General features: G+C 59.0%; 17 protein-coding genes. 8 read left to right on the top strand and 9 right to left on the bottom strand.

The features are described 5' to 3' along the window. Positions 1-8: 8 nt before the first annotated feature. From AXW11_RS05575 to AXW11_RS05535, 9 genes are all read right to left on the bottom strand, one after another. Positions 9-1,160: an alginate O-acetyltransferase gene (locus AXW11_RS05575; protein ID WP_051946519.1), complete on the bottom strand. Its 1,152-nt coding sequence runs from the start codon at positions 1,158-1,160 to the stop codon at positions 9-11. Positions 1,161-1,171: 11 nt separating this feature from the next. Beyond that, positions 1,172-2,590, bottom strand: a complete 1,419-nt coding sequence (locus tag AXW11_RS05570) for an MBOAT family O-acyltransferase (RefSeq protein WP_091643325.1) — start codon at positions 2,588-2,590, stop codon at positions 1,172-1,174. Between the two features lies 1 nt (position 2,591). Beyond that, complete coding sequence (locus AXW11_RS05565) at positions 2,592-4,184, bottom strand: right-handed parallel beta-helix repeat-containing protein (RefSeq protein WP_091643322.1); 1,593 nt, start codon at positions 4,182-4,184, stop codon at positions 2,592-2,594. 9 nt (positions 4,185-4,193) lie between these two features. Next, entirely contained in the window at positions 4,194-5,633 is a 1,440-nt protein-coding gene (locus tag AXW11_RS05560; protein WP_041334413.1) for an alginate export family protein, read from the bottom strand. A gap of 5 nt (positions 5,634-5,638) precedes the next feature. Then, complete coding sequence (locus tag AXW11_RS05555) at positions 5,639-7,015, bottom strand: tetratricopeptide repeat protein (RefSeq protein WP_091643320.1); 1,377 nt, start codon at positions 7,013-7,015, stop codon at positions 5,639-5,641. 14 nt (positions 7,016-7,029) lie between these two features. Further along, the gene (locus AXW11_RS05550; RefSeq protein WP_051946516.1) at positions 7,030-8,211 is read right to left on the bottom strand and encodes a PilZ domain-containing protein; all 1,182 of its coding nucleotides are present in this window, start codon (positions 8,209-8,211) and stop codon (positions 7,030-7,032) included. Positions 8,212-8,274: 63 nt separating this feature from the next. Next, on the bottom strand, positions 8,275-9,759 hold the full coding sequence (locus AXW11_RS05545) for a glycosyltransferase family 2 protein (protein WP_041334401.1): 1,485 nt from the start codon (positions 9,757-9,759) through the stop codon (positions 8,275-8,277). A gap of 93 nt (positions 9,760-9,852) precedes the next feature. After that, positions 9,853-11,163, bottom strand: a complete 1,311-nt coding sequence (locus AXW11_RS05540) for a nucleotide sugar dehydrogenase (protein ID WP_036202667.1) — start codon at positions 11,161-11,163, stop codon at positions 9,853-9,855. A 720-nt stretch (positions 11,164-11,883) separates the two neighbouring features. Then, on the bottom strand, positions 11,884-12,645 hold the full coding sequence (locus tag AXW11_RS05535) for an SDR family NAD(P)-dependent oxidoreductase (RefSeq protein WP_007153315.1): 762 nt from the start codon (positions 12,643-12,645) through the stop codon (positions 11,884-11,886). 102 nt (positions 12,646-12,747) lie between these two features. Here AXW11_RS05535 and AXW11_RS05530 point away from each other — a divergent pair, with 102 nt between their 5' ends. The 8 genes from AXW11_RS05530 to AXW11_RS05495 form a co-directional block, all read left to right on the top strand. Then, positions 12,748-13,194 (top strand): MerR family transcriptional regulator, encoded by a 447-nt coding sequence (locus AXW11_RS05530; protein WP_041334396.1) that lies wholly within the window; start codon positions 12,748-12,750, stop codon positions 13,192-13,194. A 25-nt stretch (positions 13,195-13,219) separates the two neighbouring features. Continuing rightward, positions 13,220-14,386, top strand: coding sequence for an isovaleryl-CoA dehydrogenase (locus tag AXW11_RS05525; protein WP_075195364.1), 1,167 nt, complete (start codon positions 13,220-13,222; stop codon positions 14,384-14,386). Positions 14,387-14,563: 177 nt separating this feature from the next. Next, positions 14,564-16,171, top strand: coding sequence for a carboxyl transferase domain-containing protein (locus tag AXW11_RS05520; protein ID WP_041334394.1), 1,608 nt, complete (start codon positions 14,564-14,566; stop codon positions 16,169-16,171). 14 nt (positions 16,172-16,185) lie between these two features. Continuing rightward, positions 16,186-16,992, top strand: coding sequence for an enoyl-CoA hydratase-related protein (locus AXW11_RS05515; protein ID WP_041334392.1), 807 nt, complete (start codon positions 16,186-16,188; stop codon positions 16,990-16,992). A gap of 2 nt (positions 16,993-16,994) precedes the next feature. Next, positions 16,995-18,992, top strand: coding sequence for an acetyl/propionyl/methylcrotonyl-CoA carboxylase subunit alpha (locus AXW11_RS05510; protein ID WP_091643317.1), 1,998 nt, complete (start codon positions 16,995-16,997; stop codon positions 18,990-18,992). Beyond that, on the top strand, positions 18,992-19,897 hold the full coding sequence (locus AXW11_RS05505; RefSeq protein WP_041334390.1) for a hydroxymethylglutaryl-CoA lyase: 906 nt from the start codon (positions 18,992-18,994) through the stop codon (positions 19,895-19,897). Before AXW11_RS05510 ends, AXW11_RS05505 begins: the two co-directional genes overlap by 1 nt. Then, on the top strand, positions 19,897-20,475 hold the full coding sequence (locus AXW11_RS05500; RefSeq protein ID WP_041334388.1) for a peroxidase-related enzyme: 579 nt from the start codon (positions 19,897-19,899) through the stop codon (positions 20,473-20,475). The genes AXW11_RS05505 and AXW11_RS05500 overlap by 1 nt, the downstream gene beginning before the upstream one ends. Before the next feature lie 51 nt (positions 20,476-20,526). Then, on the top strand, positions 20,527-21,346 hold an 820-nt coding region (locus tag AXW11_RS05495), incomplete at its 3' end, for an AMP-binding protein (protein ID WP_286791977.1).

Genomic DNA, 21,346 nt, shown 5'->3' with positions numbered 1-21,346 from the left:
CATCATCCTCAGGGGTTGGTTTCAGAACGGCTATCCGCTTGCGCGGTCAGCGTGTTATCAGCCCGGCGGAACCAAGCCTGGGCCTGTTCGGACTCCAGTGGCTGTGCCAGGTAACGCTCGGGAAATTCCCAGATCACCAATTGCGGCGGTTGATCCCGGAAATCGGAAGAGTTCAGGTAATCGATCATTGGTACGATAGGGCCGTCGCCTTCTTCGGCCACGTTGATCAGGTCCTGCCCCAGGTGCTTTCGCAAGGCGCCGGGGAAATCCCACTGTTCATTGGCGCTGTAACTTGTGCCAACCAGAACGGTGTTGGTGACGTCATCGCCAAACAGGGCGCTGGCGTTCGCATGGCCGTCGTTCTGGGCGCGCGTCGTTCTCGGTTCCAGTTGGTCAGGTGCAGGACCGAAGTCGGTAAACGCTGGCTCCACTGGAATGTAATTGAGCAGGTCACCACGGTGCTGGACCGGTTGGCCAATGGATGTCACAAAGCTCTGCTCGCCCCAGGACAGGCCATTGAAGCGATCGCGGATGAACTCGGCAGCGCCTTTCGCGTAGAGGTTTGCGCCGTTCGGCGACCAGTGGGTGTCAGTTCTCAGGAACACCGATTCTCCATGACGTGTCGCCTGCTCCAACAACGGTTTCAGCTCCGGCGCGGGAATGCCCGCTGTCGCCAGTGACTGCTGGAACCGGTCGTACAGTGACATCATCGTCGGTTCGGGCTTCGTACTGCCCAGCATGTCCGAATGGATTCGGGCCTTGGCGGGCACCACCAGCACAACCAGCGGAACGCCCTCGGCCAACAGATAGTCGGCGACGCGCTGTACACGACTCAGGTTGCGATCGACCACCTCGCCGTCACGGCTGGCCGGGTAGATTTCCTCATCGGTAAACAGCCACTCGTCTTGTCCCACGACAACGCCTTTCCGGCCCTCGTCAAAGAGCGTGTAGTTGATCGCGGCCCAGAGATTGGTTCCCAGATCCTTCGCCGGGAACTGATCGTCGTAATGGCTCTCCAGGTTGCGGGCCAACTCACCGTTGACCGGGCTCAGCCCCGTTTCAGCCTGATAGCCCAGCAAGGGCCGCAAGGACAGCACACCCAGCCCCAGAACCAGCGCGATGAAGAGAACAGCTGTGATTCGTGCAGACGTTTTAGTCATCAAATCCACCCTCAGAACTGGAAGTACAGGAACGGTGAGAAACTCTCAGCGGACAGTTTCAACACGGCGAGCGCAAACACCGGAACCAGCAACGGCGCAGCGGCGGACCGCCAGCCGGACAGGATGGGGCCAACGTCGCGATGCCCGAGCCGATCCTTCAGCCCCATCATCGCGATCACTGCGAAAGCCACGACCAGGATCGCCAGGTTCAGGTCCCGGATGCCCTGGACAAAGACATCACTCAGGCCGGCACCGTCGAAGCTGAACATGGCACCGTAGAAGCCGAAGGCCTCGGTGAGTGTGCTGGCCCTGAAGGTGACCCAACCGAGCATCACGAACAGGAAGGTCAGCGCCCACCGGAAGAACCGGAATCCGGACGGACTGCCCGACACACCCAGCGCCCTTTCCACCGACAACAACAGACCGTGCCAGGCACCCCACAACAGGAACGTCCAGTTGGCGCCATGCCAGAGGCCGCCGAGCAACATGGTGAGTAGCAGGTTGCGATAAGTTTTGACGGTACTGTTGCGGTTGCCGCCCAGGGGGATGTACAGGTAATCCCGCAGCCAGGTGGACAGGCTGATATGCCAACGACGCCAGAACTCGGTAATGCTCTGGCTGATGTAGGGCTGGTTGAAGTTCTCATTAAACCGGAAGCCCATCATCAGACCCAGGCCGATGGCCATATCGGAGTAGCCGGAAAAGTCGAAGTACAACTGCGCGGTGTACGCCAGGATGCCCAGCCAGGCATCCGCCGTACTGGGGTCAGACAACGCAAAGGCACTGTCCGCCAGCGGCGCTATCGAGTCGGCGATAAAGACTTTCTTGATGAAGCCCTGCATGAACCTGAACGCGCCCTCACCGAACTTTTCCATGGTATGGGTGCGGTAGGTGAACTGATCCGCCAGGTCCTTGTAACGCAGCACCGGCCCGGCAATAAGCTGGGGGAACAACGCAATGAAAGCCGCGAAATCAATAAACCGCCGGGTCGGTTCCGTATCCCCTCGATAGACATCCACCACGTAGGAAATGGCCTGGAAGATGTAGAAGGAAATGCCGATGGGCAGGATGATATTCGCCAGTTCCAGCGGCTGACTGCCGGCGCTGACCAGCAGGTTGTTCAGGCTGTCGACACCAAAGTTGGCGTACTTGAAGTAGCCGAGCGTCGCCAGGTCACCACCAACACCGATGGCAACCCACTTGCGGGCACTCGCGGTGCCAACACCGGCGCGGTGTATTGCCAGGCCGATGAAATAGTTCCAGAAGGTCACGGCCACGAACAGCAACAGGAAATCCACCCGCCACCAAGCATAGAAGGCGTAGCTGCCGATCAGGATAACCAGTGAGCGGTGCCTGAACGGTGTCAGGTAATACAGCCCCAGGAAGGCGGGCAGGAACAGAAACAGGAAGATATTGGATGAAAAAACCATGTCAGTTCTCCGCCTGCGTAACCTGGCCCGACACCACAGCCGTGGGCTCTATGAATACTGCACGCCCCTGGTTCCGTAGTGCGTCAAATATCTGCATCTGGTATTTGCCAAGCACACCCTCGAAGTGGATCCCCACGTCTGACCTGGGGAATCGCATTCCAACGTCATAAATTGCGATGTAAGCAGGGTTGTCGGTCGACAGGGGGCCGCTGGCGTTGGAGGCTAGTTCGCCGCCCACCACGTTCATCGACACCTCGTAGGAGTAGAAGTCTTCTTTGAAATTACGGTCGGTGGCGGACAGGTCTTTCAACTGACCATAAATACCCCAGGTGCCGTTGAGCACCGCAACGTTGTGGTAGACATTCACATTGCTGCTGTTTCTGACCCGGATGCCATTGCGCAAATTGTTCATCAACCGGTTGCCCCAGAGCAGGTTGTCCGGCGACTCGTAGAGCCCGATACCGTCACCCTGGTTGTCATAGGAAACGTTATTGGCCACCACGTTGTTGGAGCTCTGACGGTCCAGAACGATGCCGGATAGCCCGTTGTCGTAGCTACGGTTGCCAACAATCCAGCTGTTATTTACCTCGCGGGAGATGATGATGCCGTGCTTCTCACGGGTGCCATAAACCTCGTTGTTGGCAATCAGCAGTCGGCTGGAGTAGTCATGGGGGTCGATGCCATACACGATGTTGTCTCGGTAGACGTTATCGACGATGGCAACGTCTTCCGCCTCATAGCAGTAAAACCCGTAGTAGAGATCCTCGAAGGTGGATTCCACCAGCCAGGCATGGGGCGCGCTGCGCTGCAGACGGGCGTTGTCGTACTCAGAGTACTGGGCCACGGTAAACCCATAGGATTTACTCTGGAGATAACCCAGATTTGCCATGGTGGTGCCGAGAATAAAGTTCTCGCTACCGCCCCAGCCCACATAGAACGGGCGGAAGTTGCCTTTCTTCTGGAACGTGGCCGGGCCATTGGCCTCCTCGCGCCACCCAATAATCTTGCTGTCAATGGCAAACAACCAGCCGTCGTTGGCAATAAACGAACCACGCTCCTCCGACAGCCGCAGAGTCTCGTCGCGCAGAACCAGGGTGGCCTCTTGTTTGACCGCCAGCGGCAAACGAATGATGTAAGTACCATCGCCGACCTGTTCCATGTAGCGACGATCATTCACCTGCCGATAGACATCCTCCAGCGTCACCTTCCCGCTGTTAACCATAATCGCCTGGGGGTGTGAAAACTGACGGATCACCCACTCGCGCGCCCGCCCTTCGTCCACGAAATCCCCCAGTGCACTGACCCCGCCCATACGTTCCACCGTTACATTCGGCGCGGAATCCTGCCGACCGGCAAGCTTTGCCTCGATGGCGTCACGGCTATAGCCGGACACATCAGGGACCTCAGGCTCAGGCAAATACAGCTCCTCGCCAGACTTTATCTCGATGCCATAGTCTTCCTCCAAGGGCGCAATCGCCGGCGGCGCATTTACCACATTGCCATCGTCGGCGCTGGCTGCAGCCAACGCATTCAGCGGCAATATGAGCACCGTGGTAAGAAGGCAAAAAGCCCATCGGGTTTCCAGGATTTTCATGAGTTCTCCTCAGAACCGCTTCGACACGTCTACAACTACCCGATGCCTGGCGTCATCTGCGTCCTCGCCGTAGGCATCCCCTGGCATGAAAACGCCACCACGCAAACGGACATCAAACGCCGCCCAGGAGGTTGAAGCGCTATCGCCGTAGTAGCCCAATACCAGATCCACAGATTGGCCCAGGTCATCACTGCTGCCGGTAAAGCCTGGCTCGACCAGGTCGGAACGCACGGCGCCGTTCTCATCACTCAGCCAGTAACGGTGGTACAGCAGGTTGGCGTCCCAGGTATCGCGGTCAGACAATGCGGTGTAGAAGGTCAAGACCCGGATATTGCTCCACTCCGGTTGAATGGCTTCACCAAACCGCGGCACCTGGGAGCGGGTTCCCGTAAACCTTGAGCGGTTGCTTTCCAGGCTGGTTTGCTGAAAGGCATCACTTTCGCCAGGCTCACCACCACCGGACGCAACGGCACCGTGAGCGCCGACAACCCAGCGGGGCGTATCCAGCAATTGGGCACGCGCGCCCAGGTCTGCCGCCCAACCGGAGACATCGCGTTCACGATCGCTGAAGCCATTGGGCGCACTGGGGTCTGTGCCGACCACAGTGTCCGTACCATTCACTGCCGCAACCGACGCGAAATACTGGAACGTATCGTGGGAGTGCCAATCGAAATAGCTCCGATCCGCCTGGAGGGCCGTCCAGGTCAGCGAGTCCGTGAAACCTTCATCCAGCGTCTGGCCTCGCAATGCGTATTCTTCAGCCTGATCTCCGTAGCCCTGGCCATGGGTCACCAGGAAGCCCAGGTAGTGACCTTTCCGCCACTGCCAGCGTGTATGGGCAAAAAATCGAGCAATGTCCTGCTCTTCGTCCTGGAGTTCGTTGTTGTCAGTCCGCAACTCGGCGAACTTCTGGGCGACACCCACGGTGGTGTCCAGCAGCGACGTGTTGAAGATCCAGCGCGTGAGGGTAATATCGTCGTCCCACCACATACCGCTGTTTTCCTTCAGACGCTCACGGCCAAAGCGAATCGACTCCCCGGGATAGTCGCTCAGGCCGTTGTAATCCAGCCAAGCCTCCCTGAGCGCAAGAAAGCCGTCGGTGGTGGTCGTGCCGCCGATTTCGTCGCTAACATCCACCTGACCGGTTGCGCCAAACGCCTGCAGGCGCAGTTTTGAGCGCCAGTGAGGTGACAATTGCCAGACCCACTCGGGCTTGATGTCGAGGCCAGCTTCGTTGGATTTGGTCTCGCCATTGGAGCCCAGTCCAAGGCGCCGGTCGCCTTCGCTGATAAAACTGAGCTTGGACTTTATGTTCTGTTCAACCAGCCGCGGATAACTCTGGTTCGCCTCGTCTGTAGACTGCGCTACGGCGGGCGTTACGCCGAGTGATGCCAGGCAACTGACAGAGAGTGCGAGGCGAGTTAATCGATAGTTCGTTATAAGCTGCATTGAGCTTATCCTCCTTGTTTTGTGGTCGTTGCCGGGCCTGAAGTGCCTCCGGCGATCATCTGTCGCCGCGCGGCACGTTCCTGCCGGTACAGGGCCTCAGCTCTCTTTTCGGTGTGTTCGGGTAGCGACAGAACCATATCCACCATCAGTTCTTTGGCACGCTCAACGCCGCCCTCCACTGCCAGCAACGCGAAACTCCAGGCATAAACACGGTTCACCTCGATGCCTTTTGCTTCCCAGTAAAGCTCGGCAAGGGCGTAATCCGCCTTTGGAAAGCCTCGGCGTGCCGCCGTCAGAAGATGCTGCTTGGCCTTTTCGGGATCTGGCTCCCCGAGATAGCCACGCTTGTAGATGCGCCCGAGCAGGTATTCCGCCGAGGGGTATTTTTCACGCGCTTCCATGGCGTACTCGATCGCCTTCTTCGGATCGGTCGGCACAATGCGGCCTCGCTCATAGGCCCGGGCCAGTGACAGCGACGCCTTCAGGTCACCATTGGCTCGCGCCTCCCGAAGCATCTCGATAACGACCTCCGGTTCAGCGAGGTAGTTGTTCTCCATGATCAACTTGGCGCGCGCCGTCAGGGCGGGCACGTAGTCGGGCGTCAACATCTGGTAGAGTTCGTTGGTGGCAGCCACCTGTTTTTGCGGGGTTTCGTCGTCCGACAACCACCGCGCGAACAGGTACAGATCGCGATCTTCAATACTGCCCTGCTCCCAGGCCTGCTTGGCCCGGTCAACAAGTGCCTTCAGATCCTCACTCCGGCCATCAACCAGATACACTCTGGCGAGCAGTTGGAAGCATTCGGGCTGGGCCTCGGCAATGGGCGCGCACAGCTCTTCAATTTCATCCGTGTGGCTTTCGAACTGGTCCGTCAGCAGGTAGTAGCGAGCCAGAGCCACGTCACCTTTGGGATCGCCGGCTTCCCGCGCCTGCTGAATCAGCTCAAGCGGTTTGCCGTTGGGGAACTCCCGGGGGAAATGGATGTACAGGTTGATCAACGGGATCAACGCCGTCTTATCACCTTCCGCAAGCGCTTTGCGCAGGTAACGGGCGCCATTGGCCCGCTGCTCCGGGGTTTCCCCTTCCCGCGCATTCATCTTGCCTATCCTGATAGCAGCTCGTTCACTACCCTGCTCCGCGGCCTTCCTGTACCAATCCAGCGCCTTCTGGCGTGCTTCCGGTGTGTCCTGCGCACCATAAAGATCCCCCAGCTCCACCTGGGCGTCCGCCAGGCCAAACTTCGCCAGCTTTTCCAACTGCGCCCGGGCCTCCTGAACGTCACCTTCGGCAGCAGCCTTCTCAGCCCGCTGAATGTCGGGCAGGTTGCCGCAACCAGACAGCACCAGAGTGAACAGACCGGCAATGCACGCTACTCGCTTCATGCTCCGCAACTCCCTCAACCTTCCGAAAACCGTTCAACAACCTTCTGCAGGCTCGGCATCCGGAACTGGTCGACCGTGACACCAATGGGGCGTCCGATTGCTTCAATCGGCAGCGGTTCGGCGGATTCGATAGACGCACTGATTACGTCAACCAGTCCGCCCTGAGCCTGGGAGTTCACATACAGCGACGTAATGTGCCCGGTCTGTTCCTTGCCGTTGGGGAGCCGCAGTATCACCTGCTGCCCTTCTTCGAGCTTTTCACCCTGGTTAAACGGGAAGTTGGCAACAACGTGGGCGGACGAGTCCATCGGCGCCATAACCGCAAGCTGCTCACCCTTGCTCATGTACTGGTCTTCAGCCGGCCTCATGTTCACCACCTTGCAGTCACAGGGGCTGGTGATCGTTCCCCGAACCCGCTGGTCCAACAGCTCTTCGATCTGGCCGACGCTGTAGTTGCCCTCTCCAACCAGGTCATTCACATAAGACATCATGGGCGCGTCAAAAGTAGCGATAGCCTCGCCCGCCTTAACCTCCTGCCCAGGCTTGACCAGCGTTGTGACCTTTGCGTCTTTGGGAATCCGCAGGGGAATCTGCTCCGACGCCACCATGGCGGACTCCGCCTTGGTTACGAAGTAGATGTCCCACAGCTCGGAGACCACAAAGCTGATCGCAAACAGACCTATCAACATCACGATCAGGCTTCCGACCATGGCGCGAAGCTTGCCGAAGAATCCAAGGTCATTGCTGCCCTTGCCTTTGCGGGCCTTGGTGAAGTTTTCGCGGGACAGCGTGTTGAGCACATCGCCGGCGGAAACCACTTCACCGCTGAGGAATGCGGTAATGAGGTATCTCAGGGCGGAAACCTCCCGGGCTCCCAGATCCTGAAACTCACACCCACAGCGATCATTCATCGAATCGAAACTGCGCGGGACAAAGTTCACGTCAATGGCAAGATCAAAGCCGTCAACCTTGAACACCAGGCGACCCTTGTAGACCCGGCCCTGACGAAACGACTCCAGGCCCGTGTTGACACTGAACCCACCGGCCGAAAGATCGGCCACCGGAAAGTTGTGGGTTGAGCCACCAAGGTTTACAAACAGCTTGGCCGGAATTCTTACCCGGGCATACTGTCGCTGTGCCTCGGATTCATGGACAAACTGCGGTTCAATATCTGCCCTACTTGCTGCCATATTCATTGCTTTGATCCTTGTGTGTTGTCCCAACGATGATTGGTGTACATAAGAAAAACTCCCCTTGCGCTATACCAGCTTCATCACCACCGCCAGAAAGACACTGCCTGCGGATATCGTCATCACTCTTGACGACCAACGGTTCATGCGTTGTTGGAAAGACGCGTTGTTCGCGCTGAACCGGGTTTTCTGGCGTGTCCACGACTGTCGGTCGAGCCGGAAAAAGACATAGATTTTCACCAGAGAGCCGAAGATCTGGTTGAAATAGAGAATGCACGGATAGGCTGGCCCGACCGAGTGTCCGGTAGTGATAAGCAGCAACGTCAGCACCAAACGGGTAAGCCCGATCCAAAGCAGGTAGGCCACCAGCACAATACCGGAGTACTTGATGGACGCGACGATAGCCGCAGTCAGCCCCAGGATGCTGGTCCACATTGAAATGCGCTGGTCATAAAGCACGTACCAGGTAAACCATCCAAGGCGCCGGGGGCCAAGCTTGGTAGCCCGTGAATTCTGCCGCAGGGAGTTGCCATACCAGCGAAACATCAGCTGACGGGCAGAACGGATAAAGCTGGGATCAGGTGGATGCTCCACTGTGCGAATCGTGGCGTCCGGCACATAGAAGGTGTCGTACCCCAGGCGCATCATGCTGAACCAGCTGGACTTGTCATCGCCGGTCAGAAAGCGGAATTCGCCCAGCCGCCAGTGCTTCAGGGAGTCATACTCCACGTCGCTGATGAACTCCGGGCGCGTAACCACGCTGGCCCGGAATACCGACATGCGACCGGTGAGCGTCAAAACCCGATACGACAGCCCCATCGAGCACATATTCATGTGGCGCTGGGCGAACCTCAGCTTGTGCCATTCAGACATCAGATAGCTGCCGCGCACCTCGCAAAACTCGTTGGTAGTCAGCGCGCCGATGTTCGGCATCAACCGGAAGTAAGGGGCGGTTTTACGTACCACTCCGGGTTCCAGCACGGTATCGCCGTCCACCACGGCCACCACGGCATTCTCGTCAGGCAGATCCCGTGAAATGGCACGAAAGCCGTACGCCAGACCATCCCGCTTACCGGTCCCCGGAATGCGCACAATCTTGAGCCTGATGTGGCTGGGTGGGTCAAGCTTCCGCCACATTGCCCGCATGAGCATTTCATCGGAAAGCTCCACCACCGATGCCACCACCGTTGTCGGCCAACCACACTCAACCGCTTCGCGGATAATAGAGTTGTAAACCATGGCCGTGGTGTCGGCATCGATACGGAAACTGGTCACCATCAGATAGACATGGGACGGAGCGGCGTCTTCGCCCAACGCCTTTGCCCGGCGCCGAATCTTGGGGAATGCCCATTTAAGGAAATACATCGCACGCAAAAAGTGGATAAACCCAACGGAGTACCGCCAGATACCAATCACCCCGATGACCAGGAGGAAGTGGGCGCCGCCCCTCACCGTATAGGTAGTGGGCAAAGAGATCGCCAACGCCCCGAGTACGGAGAGAAAAAGCAGCCAACCGCCTGTTCTGGACACTATGTTGTCTGAGATATAAGACATGCCGTCCGTTCCTGAAATAACATTCCGTGCGTTTTCTGAGCGTGACGCCCCGCCCCAGCAGGGCACCAGGACGTCACGCATGGGGGTGAAGACTTACCAGCAGATGCCTTCCAGCACCTCGGTACTTGTGGTCTTCATGAAGCCCACAAGGTCAATCACCCGCTTGCCCTCAGGCACTTCCGAAATCACCGTTTCGAACAGCTCGTCGTTGTTGCCGACCACGATCACGTCCGCGTGATCAATCACGCCACGCAGGTCGCTGTGCATCAGGTTCGAGAGGTGCGGAATCTTCTGGTTGATGTATTCACGGTTGGCGCCGTGGGTGCGGGCGTAATCCACATTGCGGTCGAAGATCTGCAGGTCATACCCCTTGCCAATCAGCATCTCGGCCAGCTCCACCAGTGGGCTTTCCCGCAGATCGTCGGTGTTGGACTTGAAGCTCAGGCCGAGCATGCTCACCTTGCGACAGCCGTAGCCGGTGAGGATCTTGAAGGCATGAGCAACCTGCTCATTGTTACTGCTCATGATCGAGCTCAGCAGCGGGTGCTTCACGTCCATCTGATTGGCCCGGTAAGTCAGTGCGCGCACGTCTTTGGGCAGACAGGAACCGCCGAAGGCGAAGCCCGGGCGCATGTAATAGCGGGAAATGTTCAGCTTCTTGTCCTGGCAGACAACGTCCATGACATCGCGGCCGTCCACGCCCATCGACTTGGCAATATTGCCGATCTCGTTGGCGAAGCTGACTTTGGTCGCGTGCCAGATGTTGCAGGTGTACTTGATCATCTCAGCCACTTCGATGGGCTTACGGATGATGGGGGCATCAAGGTCCTGGTATATCCGCGCCAGGAACTCGCCGGAGCGTTCGTCGAGCTCACCAATGACCGTCATCGGAGGGTGGTCATAATCCTTGATCGCCGTGCTTTCCCGCAGGAATTCCGGGTTCACACACACACCGAAATCAACGCCGGCGCGTTTCCCGGACGCTTTCTCCAAAGCCGGGATGACCACCTCACGAACCGTTCCGGGCAGCACCGTGCTACGCACCGCTACCAGGTGCCAGTCACCCTTGTCCTTCAGGGCATTACCGATATCGCTACACACTTTCTCGACAAACTGCAGATCAAGATCGCCATTTGGCTTGCTGGGCGTGCCCACGCAGATCATCGACAGCTCACTCTCCTGAACCGCGATGTGCCCGTCGGTAACGCCGTTGATGAATCCGTTCTCGCGCCCGCTCCGGAGCAGCTCCTCCAGCCCCGGCTCCACAATGGGAGACCTGCCGCTGTTGATCAGATCAATTTTGATGGGCGACACATCCACACCGACCACGTGATGCCCCCGCTGGGCCAGACTGGCGGTACACACCGCCCCGACATAACCCAAACCAAAAATACTGACTCGCATATCCTTTACTCCCCTGACTGTCATCCAGCGACTCCCACCCGGGAGCCGCCATGAATCCAACGACTGACTACTGGTTGACTGATGACACTCAAAAGGCTCGGTACAGCGACCCCGAAATCGGAAAGAGGTTCTTTTTTGAACTTTTCCCCGCGACCGGTGTCTGATTACGAACAGGCACGCTCAACAGAAAACGTTGCCCTGATGCGCCTTTTGAGTATCCAGTTTGAGTTGGGGGAACACGAAGACGGACAAATCACCGGCAAGCGATCTACGTCGTCCACAGCGTTCCAACAGCCAGAAAACTATCGTAACGAAACGTTAAATGCCTGTTACGAAAAGATAATTTCAACTATAGGCAAGGGATACATGTCTTGATTTTTGGTGTGCACAATTGGAATACAGGAAAGACCTAGTCGCCTGACAACGCAGAAGAAATGAAAAAGGAAATCATCAGAGCATGCACCGATAAGGTACATATGAGAGAAAGGAGTGCGCTTTTCTATTTCGTAATCGCAAAAAAATAAAAATCGATATTATAAAATCGAATCAAACGCGATTTTTTCGTATGGAACCCATTTGAATCTTTCGTCGTTATACAGGGTCGTATCGAGAAAAATACCGCTCAAAGACAGTGAAACCCAGCCGATCACCGACTGAGTTCCACAGCTGAACCTCACCAACTCACCAAAGAGACGAGATTCGTGTTAACGCGCTGCTGCTTTATTTAGGCGCCATGCGCAGTGCACAGTCCAGGCGGATAACCTCACCGTTGAGGATCGGGTTGCGCACCATCTGATCCACCAACATGCCAAACTCTTCAGCCTTGCCCAATCGCTTGGGGAAAGGCAGCGTGGCCGCGAGACTGTCCTGCACTTCCTGTGGCATGCCCGCCATCATTGGCGTCATAAAGATTCCCGGAGCAATAGTGTTGACCCGAATACCTTCCCGGGCAAGCTCGCGGGCGGCCTGAAGTGTCAGCGATACCACGCCACCCTTTGACGCACTGTAGGCTGCCTGGCCAATCTGGCCCTCGTAAGCCGCCACAGACGCCGTGTTGATAATCACACCCCGCTCGCCATCCGCGTTGGGCTCCCGCTGGGCCATATCGGCCGCGGCGAGACGCAGAATGTTAAAGGACCCAATCAGGTTGACCTGAACCACCTTGCTGAATGCCTCAAGCGGCATCACACCATCCCGGCCCAGGATCTTTGCGGCCGGAGCAATACCCGCGCAGCTGACCGCCACGCCACAGGGGCCATGCGCCTTACGGGCTTCGCTGAATGCAGCTTCCGCACTCTCAGAAGACGTCACGTCGCAGTAAATAAAGACGCCCCCAATGTCTTCCGCCACTTTTCTACCCTGCTCCTCCTGAACATCCAGAATCGCCACACGGCACCCAGCTGCCGCCAGGGCACGCGCTGAGCCCTCGCCCAAGCCTGATGCACCGCCTGTTACAATCGCTGCCACATTTTTGAATTCCATCATTCACTCCTGTTTCACATATCTGTTGGTTGAAATCGGGCCTTAAAAATACTTTACGTTTACGTAAACTTTATCTAACCTAAGTCTAAAAAGGAAATCTCTATGGACATCAAGAAAACTTACAGCATCAGCGAGCTGGCCAAAGAGTTCGACGTGACGACACGAAGCGTACGCTTCTACGAAGATCAGGGTCTACTGCACCCCACCCGGCGCGGCCAAACCCGGATCTTCAGCTCGAAGGACCGGGTGCGGCTGAAGCTGATCCTCCGGGGCAAACGCATGGGCTTTTCCCTGGCGGAAACCAAGGAGCTTTTTGACCTGTGGGACGAAACCCTCAGCGGCAACGAAAAACAGCTCCTGCTGATGCTGGACACCCTGGCCCGCAAACGGGCGCAACTGGAGCAACAGAAAAACGACATTGCCCAGGCAGAAATGGAAATGGACACCGCAGAAGCAAGATGCCGCGAGGCGCTTGCTGACCTGCAACAACGAAAGCGTAAACAGACAAAGGCCACCACCAAAGAGCCTGAGTCCACCGAGCAGAAATAACAGCAAGATCAAAAGGTAGCCAACCATGAAATCACAATACTCAGAGTTCAACTTCGGCCTCGGCGAGACCCTGGACATGCTGCGCGAGCAGATCAACGGCTTTGCCGCCAGTGAAATCGCCCCCCGCGCCGAAGCCATCGACCATGACAACCTGTTCCCCAACGACCTGTGGAAAAAGTTCGGTGACATGGGCCTGCTGGGTATTACCGTTGACGAAGCCTACGGCGGCTCCGGCATGGGCTACCTCGCACACGTCATCGCCATGGAGGAAATCAGCCGTGCCTCTGCATCCGTGGGACTCTCTTACGGCGCGCACTCCAACCTGTGCGTTAACCAGATCAACCGCAACGGCTCCGACGAGCAGAAAGAAAAGTATCTGCCCAAGCTCATCAGCGGTGAACACATCGGCGCCCTGGCCATGTCCGAACCCAACGCCGGTTCCGACGTCGTCTCCATGAAACTCAGCGCCAAAGACGCCGGCGACCACTATGTGCTCAACGGCAGCAAAATGTGGATCACCAACGGCCCCGACGCCCACGTCTATGTGATCTACGCCAAGACCGACCCGTCAGCCGGCCCACGCGGCATCACCGCCTTCATTGTGGAACGCGACACCCCGGGATTCAGCCAGGCCCAGAAGCTCGACAAACTCGGCATGCGCGGCTCCAACACCTGTGAGCTGGTGTTCGAAGACGCCAAGGTACCCAAGGAAAACGTCATGGGCGGCGAAGGCAACGGCGCCAAAGTCCTCATGAGCGGCCTCGACTACGAACGCCTCGTCCTCTCCGGCGGCCCGCTGGGCATCATGCAAGCCGCCATGGACGTGGTGGTTCCCTACATCCGCGAGCGCAAACAGTTCGGCCAGGCCATCGGTGAATTCGAGCTGGTCCAGGGCAAAGTGGCTGACATGTACACCTGGATGAACACCGCCAAATCCTACGTCTACATGGTCGCCATGTCCGCCGACCGCGGCAACACCACCCGCAAAGACGCCGCCGGCGCGATCCTCTACTCCGCCGAAATGGCCACCAAACTGGCCCTCGACGCCATCCAGTTGCTGGGCGGTAACGGCTACATCAATGAGTACCCGACAGGCCGTTTGCTGCGGGACGCCAAGCTCTACGAAATCGGCGCTGGCACGTCCGAAATCCGCCGGATGCTGATCGGGCGTGAGCTGTACCTGAACAATTAAAGGCAGTGGCATCGCAAGGCCAGCACCCAAGAACGACGAGGGTTTGGTGGCATGGCGCTCCGGGACCGTAAAAAACAGGGATGTTTTTTACGAGCCTACAGGGACGTATTCACGGCGTGTCCCGGAGCGCCATGCCATCAGACCCGACGCACGGACTAAAAAACGGACTAACAAGCCATGACCATACTCCAAAGCAAAGTGAACCCAAGGTCCGAAGAATTCCAGGCGAACCAGGCATCCATGGCCAAGGCCGTGGCCGACCTGCGGGACAAAGTGACCACCATCCAGCAAGGCGGCGGCCCCTCTTATCAGGAACGCCACATCGCCCGCGGCAAACTGCTCCCAAGGGAACGCATCAACCGCCTCCTGGACGACGGCTCCCCCTTCCTGGAAGTCGGCCAGTTCGCCGCCTACAACGTCTATGACGAAGAAGTCCCGGCCGCAGGCGTCGTCGCCGGCGTCGGCCGCGTCTCCGGCACCGAATGCATGATCATCGCCAACGACGCCACCGTGAAAGGCGGCAGCTACTACCCGTTGACGGTCAAGAAACACCTGCGCGCCCAGGAAATCGCCCTGCAGAACCGCCTGCCCTGCATCTACCTGGTCGACTCCGGCGGCGCCAACCTGCCCCGGCAGGACGACGTCTTCCCGGACCGCGACCACTTCGGCCGCATCTTCTACAACCAGGCCCGCATGTCCGCCGACGACATTCCCCAGATCGCCGTCGTCATGGGCCTGTGCACCGCCGGCGGTGCCTACGTACCCGCCATGGCCGACGAATCCATCATCGTGCGCAACCAGGGCACCATCTTCCTGGCCGGCCCGCCGCTGGTAAAAGCCGCCACCGGTGAAGTCGTCAGCGCCGAAGACCTGGGCGGTGCCGACGTGCACTGCAAAGTCTCCGGTGTGGCCGATCATTACGCCGAGAACGACGCCCACGCCCTGGAAATCGCCCGGCGCTGCATCTCCAACCTCAACCGCCGCAAACCGGCCGACGTGGAGATCCGCAAACCCAAGGCACCGCTGTACAACGCCGAAGAAATCTACGGCATTGTCGGCACCGACCTGCGCAAACAGTTCGACGTGCGCGACGTCATTGCCCGCATCGTCGACGGCTCCGAATTTGACGAATTCAAACGCTACTACGGCCAGACCCTCGTCACCGGCTTCGCCCATATCCACGGCTACCCGGTGGGCATCATCGCCAACAACGGCATCCTGTTCAGCGAGTCCGCCCAGAAAGGCGCGCACTTTATTGAACTGTGCTGCCAGCGCAACATCCCGCTGCTGTTCCTTCAGAACATCACCGGCTTCATGGTGGGCCAGAAGCACGAATCCGAAGGCATTGCCAAGCACGGTGCAAAAATGGTCATGGCCGTGGCCTGTGCCGAAGTGCCCAAGATCACCGTACTGATCGGCGGCAGCTTTGGCGCCGGCAACTACGGCATGTGCGGCCGCGCCTATAGCCCCGACTTCCTGTGGATGTGGCCCAACGCCCGCATCTCCGTAATGGGCGGCGAACAGGCCGCCGGCGTACTCGCCACCGTCAAGCGCGAAGGCATGGAGCGCAAAGGCCAGGAGTGGAGTGCCGATGAAGAGGCCGAGTTCAAGAAGCCCATCGTCGACTCCTACGAACACCAGGGCCACCCCTACTACGCCAGCGCGCGGCTGTGGGACGACGGCGTGATCGACCCGGCCCAGACCCGGGAAGTGGTCGCCCTCAGCCTGTCCGCCACCCTTAACCGCCCGGCCAAGCCAACACGCTTCGGCGTGTTCCGGATGTAATCGGGGAGACTGACATGACAGACAACGAATCCGCAGTCCTGCTCAGACACCGGTCCGACGGCATTGCCGAGGTGGTTCTCAACCGCCCGGACAAACGCAACGCCTTCGACGACGTGATCATCCAGCAGCTGATTACCGCGCTTGAGAACGTCGACGCTGACAACAACGTGAAGGTCGTCATCCTGCGCTCCGAAGGCAAACACTTCTCCGCCGGGGCGGACCTGGGCTGGATGCGCCGCATGGCGGACAACAGCCGCCAGGAAAACCTGGACGACTCGCGGGAACTGGCGCGGCTGATGAACGTGCTTAACCACCTGTCCAAGCCGGTGATCGGCCTGGTGCAGGGTGCTGCCTTCGGCGGAGCCGTCGGCCTGGCCGCCTGCTGCGACATCGTGCTGGCCACCGACAAGGCCAGCTTCTGCCTGAGCGAAGTCAAACTCGGCCTGATCCCCGCTGTGATCAGCCCTTACGTGGTACGCGCCATTGGCGAGCGCCAGGCCCGCCGTTACTTCCTGTCCGCCGAAGTGTTTACCGCAACGCAGGCGCAGGAATACGGCCTGGTGCACATCGTCTGTGACGATGTTGAGGCCATGGACGCACGCTGTAACGAGATGCTGCAGCAACTGGCCATCAACGGCCCAGAAGCCATGAAAGCGGCGAAAGACCTGGTGTTTGCCGTCAGCCACAAGCCGATCAGCGCCGATGTGATCGACGATACCGCACAACGCATTGCCGACATCCGGGTGGGTGCCGAAGGGCAGGAGGGACTTGGTGCCTTCCTGAACAAACGCAAGGCCAACTGGGTTCCGGAGGAAGAATAACCATGTTCAGCAAAATCCTGATCGCCAACCGGGGCGAAATCGCCTGCCGGATCATACAGACCGCCCACCGCATGGGCATTCGCGTGGTCGCTGTCTATTCCGACGCCGACGCCGACGCGCGCCATGTCGCCATGGCTGACGAAGCCTTCAACATCGGCCCTGCCGCCAGCTCCGAGAGCTACCTGAAAGCCGACAAGATCATTGAGGTAGCGAAAGAAAGCGGCGCCCAGGCCGTTCACCCGGGCTACGGGTTCCTCTCCGAGAACACCCAGTTCGCCGAAGCCTGCGAAGCCAACAACATCGTGTTCATCGGCCCGCCCTCCTCCGCTATCGCGGCCATGGGGTCCAAGTCCGCCGCCAAGGCCATTATGGAAAAAGCCGGCGTGCCCCTGGTGCCGGGCTACCACGGTGACGACCAGTCGCCGGAGACCCTGCGCAAGGAAGCCGAGAAGTGCGGCTTCCCGCTGCTGCTGAAAGCCGTCGCCGGCGGTGGTGGTAAAGGCATGCGCGTGGTCGAGCGGATGGAAGACTTTGACGATGCCCTGGCGGCTGCCAAACGGGAATCGAAGAACGCCTTCGGCAACCCGGACATGCTCATCGAACGCTACCTGACCCAGCCACGCCACGTGGAAATTCAGGTGTTCTGCGACAAGAGCGGCAAAGGCGTCTACCTGGCCGAACGCGACTGTTCGGTTCAGCGCCGCCATCAGAAAGTATTGGAAGAAGCCCCTGCCCCGGGCCTGAGCGAAGACACCCGCAAAGCCATGGGCGAAGCGGCCGTCAAAGCCGCCCAGGCCATCAACTACGTCGGCGCCGGCACCGTGGAATTCCTCTACGACGTGGACGGCTCCTTCTTCTTTATGGAAATGAACACCCGCCTGCAGGTAGAGCACCCGGTCACCGAAATGGTCACCGGCCAGGACCTGGTGGAATGGCAGTTGAAAGTCGCCTGGGGCGATGCGCTGCCGCTGGAACAGTCCCAAGTGAAAACCCGGGGCCACGCCCTGGAAGCACGTATTTACGCCGAAGACCCGGACCAGGATTTCCTGCCCGCCACCGGCAACCTGCGCTACCTGAGCACGCCCGATGAAAGCGCCCACGTGCGGGTGGATACTGGCGTCACCGAAGGCGACGACATCAGCATCCACTACGACCCGATGATCGCCAAGCTCATCGTGTGGGACGAAACCCGGGACCAGGCCATCAACCGTATGGTGCAGGCTCTGGAGCACTACCGCATCGCCGGCGTGAAAACTAACATCCGTTTCCTCCACGCCCTGGCCGACGCCCAGCCGTTCCGGGAAGCGGATCTGACCACCGGCTTTATCGAGGACCATCGCGAACTGCTGTTCCCGAAATCCCGGCTCGACACCCACAAGGCCCTGGTGCTGGCCGCCGGCTTCGTGCTGGAACAGCGCAAGTCCCGGGAAGTGATCAGCACCGACCCCTGGTCGCCTTTTGGCCGCCAGAACAGCTGGCGCATGAACTCTGAATACGCCCAGCCCCTGCAACTGCAGGTGGGTGAGGACATCCACGAACTGAAAGTGCTGGAACGGGACGACCGCTATCAGGTGTTTGTGGGTGACAGTGTCTACAACCTGACGGCGAAGCTGGACGACGACTACCTGCAGGCGGTCATCAACGGCCACCGCATCAGCGTTCACGGCAACCTGCACAACGATCAGCTGGTGCTCTTCTACGAAGGCGACACCTTCCAGTGCATCCTCTACCGGGAAACCTACGGCTTCGAGGAAATGGCCGGTGAAGGCAGCCTGGCCGCGCCCATGAACGGCGCCATCGTGGCGGTACAGACCAAGGTAGGCGACACCGTGACCGCCGGCCAGAGCCTGGTAATCATGGAAGCCATGAAAATGGAGCATGCCATCAAGGCCCCGGCCGACGGTGTGGTGACCGACATCTTCTTCGCCGAAGGCGATCAGGTGTCCGAAGGCGCCGAACTGATCGCCATCGAAGTCACCGACGACGAGGAGGCAGGCTAATGGCCTTTCCGACGCAGGTAAGACTGGTTGAAATGAGCCCCCGGGACGGCCTTCAGAACGAACCCGGCCCGGTGATCAACACCGCCATCAAGACCGGCCTGATCGACCGGCTGGCCGACTGCGGCCTCAACCACATCGAGTCCGCCAGCTTCGTGTCCCCGAAATGGGTGCCCCAGATGGGCGACGCCGCGGATGTGATGGCCGGCATCAAGCGTAAAGCCGGTGTGCGCTACTCCGTGCTCACCCCCAACCTCAGGGGCTTCGAAAACGCCCTGGCGGCCGGGGTGGATGAAGTCGCCGTGTTCGGCGCTGCGTCGGAATCGTTCAGCCAGAAAAACATCAACTGCTCCATCGCCGAAAGCCTGGAACGCTTCCTGCCGGTGATGGAAGCGGCCAAACAGCACCACATCCCGGTACGCGGCTACGTCTCCACCGTGCTCGGCTGCCCCTACGAGGGCGACATCGCCCCCGAGCAGGTCGCCAAAGTCGCCAAGGCCCTGGCCGAACTCGGCTGCTACGAAATCTCCCTGGGCGACACCATCGGCGTGGGCACCCCGTTGAAAGCCAAGCGCATGCTCGAAGCCGTTGCCGCCGCAGTACCCATCGAAAAACTGGCCGCCCACTTCCACGACACCTACGGCCAGGCATTGGCCAATCTGTACGCGGTGCTGGAAGAAGGCATTTCGGTGATTGATGCCTCCGTCGCCGGCCTCGGCGGCTGCCCTTACGCCAAGGGCGCCTCCGGCAACGTCGCCACGGAAGACGTGCTATACCTTCTGAACGGATTGGGCATCAAAACCGGCGTCGACCTGAACAAACTGGTCACCACTGGCGAATGGATCAGCGAACAACTCAAACGCCATAACGGCTCAAAAGTCGGCCAAGCTCTCGGAGGAAACTGTTAATGAGCCATCCTAAAAACGTCGTCGCCCTGGATCTCCCAATCCCAGAGATCAAGGACATGCCGGAAGACACCCAGAAGTACTTCCAGATCTGCCAGGAAAAACTCGGCATGATCCCCAACGTGCTGACCGCGTACAGCCAGAATTTGAAGCAGCTTGAGGGCTTTACCCGGCTCTACAACGAACTGATGCTCGGCGAAGGCGAACTCAGCAAACTGGAACGCGAGATGGTCGCTGTTGTGGTGTCCTCCGAAAACAAGTGCTTCTATTGCCTGGTGGCCCACGGTGCTGCCGTGCGGGTGCTGAGTGGCGACCCCGTGCTGGGCGAACACATGGTGATGAACTACCGCAGCGCCAAACTCGACAAGCGCCAGCGTGCCATGCTCGATTTCACATCGCACCTCACCCGCTCCCCGGCGACCGTTACCGAAGAGCACACCCAGGCCCTGCGGGACGCTGGCCTCAGCGACAGTGCCATCTGGGACCTGAGCAACCTGATCGGTTTCTACAACATGTCCAATCGAGTGGCCATCGCCAGCGATATGCAACCGAACCCTGAGTATCACAGCCAGAGTCGCTAGCAGATTTCACACTGCTTGCCCTCGACGACAAAAACAATGGAGGCAGACACCATGAGCATGACTCTTCCCAGCTACACCAGCGGTACCTCCGAAGTACCCCTGCTGGGCATGACCATCGGCGCAATGCTCGACCGCACCGCCGAGAAATACCCGGACACCGAGGCCCTGGTCGCCCTGCACCAGGACATCCGTTGGACCTATAAAGAGTTCGTGGCAAAGGTCAACGAAGCCGCCCGCGCCTTCATGGCCATCGGCGTCAAACGCGGCGACCGCGTAGGCATCTGGTCCCCCAACCGCTACGAGTGGACCGTCACCCAGTTCGCCACCGCCAAGGTGGGCGCCATCCTGGTCAACATCAACCCGGCCTACGGCGTGCACGAACTGGATTACGCCATGAACCTGGCCGGCATCTCCGTACTGGTCACGGCAGACAGTTTCAAAGCCTCTGACTACCGCAAGATGGTCTACGACCTGGCCCCCGAACTGAAAGCCGCCACCCCCGGCAAGCTCAAAGCCCAGAAAGTGCCCGAGCTGCGCGCCGTGATCAACCTGGACAAAGACAAGCACGACGGCATGTGGACCTGGGCCGAGTTTGTCGGCTTCGCCAGCGACGTCAGCCAGGAAGAACTGGACAAGGTACAGGGCCAACTGCAGTTCGATGACCCCATCAACATCCAGTTCACCTCCGGCACCACCGGTAACCCCAAGGGCGCCACCCTCACCCACCACAACATCCTCAACAACGGATACTTTGTGGCGGAGAGCCAACTGCTCACCGAGAAAGACCGCCTGGTAATTCCCGTGCCCCTGTACCACTGCTTCGGCATGGTGATGGGCAACCTGGGCTGCATCACCCATGGCGCCACCATGA

Source organism: Marinobacter sp. Hex_13 (genome assembly GCF_001566815.1).
Taxonomy (GTDB): domain Bacteria; phylum Pseudomonadota; class Gammaproteobacteria; order Pseudomonadales; family Oleiphilaceae; genus Marinobacter; species Marinobacter salarius.
This window is presented reverse-complemented; position numbering and strand designations above follow the sequence as displayed.

Excerpts from the sequence above, each read along its gene's own strand:
- AXW11_RS05575 (WP_051946519.1), bottom strand. The coding sequence starts at position 1,160 with ATGACTAAAACGTCTGCACGAATCACAGCTGTTCTCTTCATCGCGCTG.
- AXW11_RS05570 (WP_091643325.1), bottom strand. The coding sequence starts at position 2,590 with ATGGTTTTTTCATCCAATATCTTCCTGTTTCTGTTCCTGCCCGCCTTC.
- AXW11_RS05565 (WP_091643322.1), bottom strand. The coding sequence starts at position 4,184 with ATGAAAATCCTGGAAACCCGATGGGCTTTTTGCCTTCTTACCACGGTG.
- AXW11_RS05560 (WP_041334413.1), bottom strand. The coding sequence starts at position 5,633 with ATGCAGCTTATAACGAACTATCGATTAACTCGCCTCGCACTCTCTGTC.
- AXW11_RS05555 (WP_091643320.1), bottom strand. The coding sequence starts at position 7,015 with ATGAAGCGAGTAGCGTGCATTGCCGGTCTGTTCACTCTGGTGCTGTCT.
- AXW11_RS05550 (WP_051946516.1), bottom strand. The coding sequence starts at position 8,211 with ATGAATATGGCAGCAAGTAGGGCAGATATTGAACCGCAGTTTGTCCAT.
- AXW11_RS05545 (WP_041334401.1), bottom strand. The coding sequence starts at position 9,759 with ATGTCTTATATCTCAGACAACATAGTGTCCAGAACAGGCGGTTGGCTG.
- AXW11_RS05540 (WP_036202667.1), bottom strand. The coding sequence starts at position 11,163 with ATGCGAGTCAGTATTTTTGGTTTGGGTTATGTCGGGGCGGTGTGTACC.
- AXW11_RS05535 (WP_007153315.1), bottom strand. The coding sequence starts at position 12,645 with ATGGAATTCAAAAATGTGGCAGCGATTGTAACAGGCGGTGCATCAGGC.
- AXW11_RS05530 (WP_041334396.1), top strand. The coding sequence starts at position 12,748 with ATGGACATCAAGAAAACTTACAGCATCAGCGAGCTGGCCAAAGAGTTC.
- AXW11_RS05525 (WP_075195364.1), top strand. The coding sequence starts at position 13,220 with ATGAAATCACAATACTCAGAGTTCAACTTCGGCCTCGGCGAGACCCTG.
- AXW11_RS05520 (WP_041334394.1), top strand. The coding sequence starts at position 14,564 with ATGACCATACTCCAAAGCAAAGTGAACCCAAGGTCCGAAGAATTCCAG.
- AXW11_RS05515 (WP_041334392.1), top strand. The coding sequence starts at position 16,186 with ATGACAGACAACGAATCCGCAGTCCTGCTCAGACACCGGTCCGACGGC.
- AXW11_RS05510 (WP_091643317.1), top strand. The coding sequence starts at position 16,995 with ATGTTCAGCAAAATCCTGATCGCCAACCGGGGCGAAATCGCCTGCCGG.
- AXW11_RS05505 (WP_041334390.1), top strand. The coding sequence starts at position 18,992 with ATGGCCTTTCCGACGCAGGTAAGACTGGTTGAAATGAGCCCCCGGGAC.
- AXW11_RS05500 (WP_041334388.1), top strand. The coding sequence starts at position 19,897 with ATGAGCCATCCTAAAAACGTCGTCGCCCTGGATCTCCCAATCCCAGAG.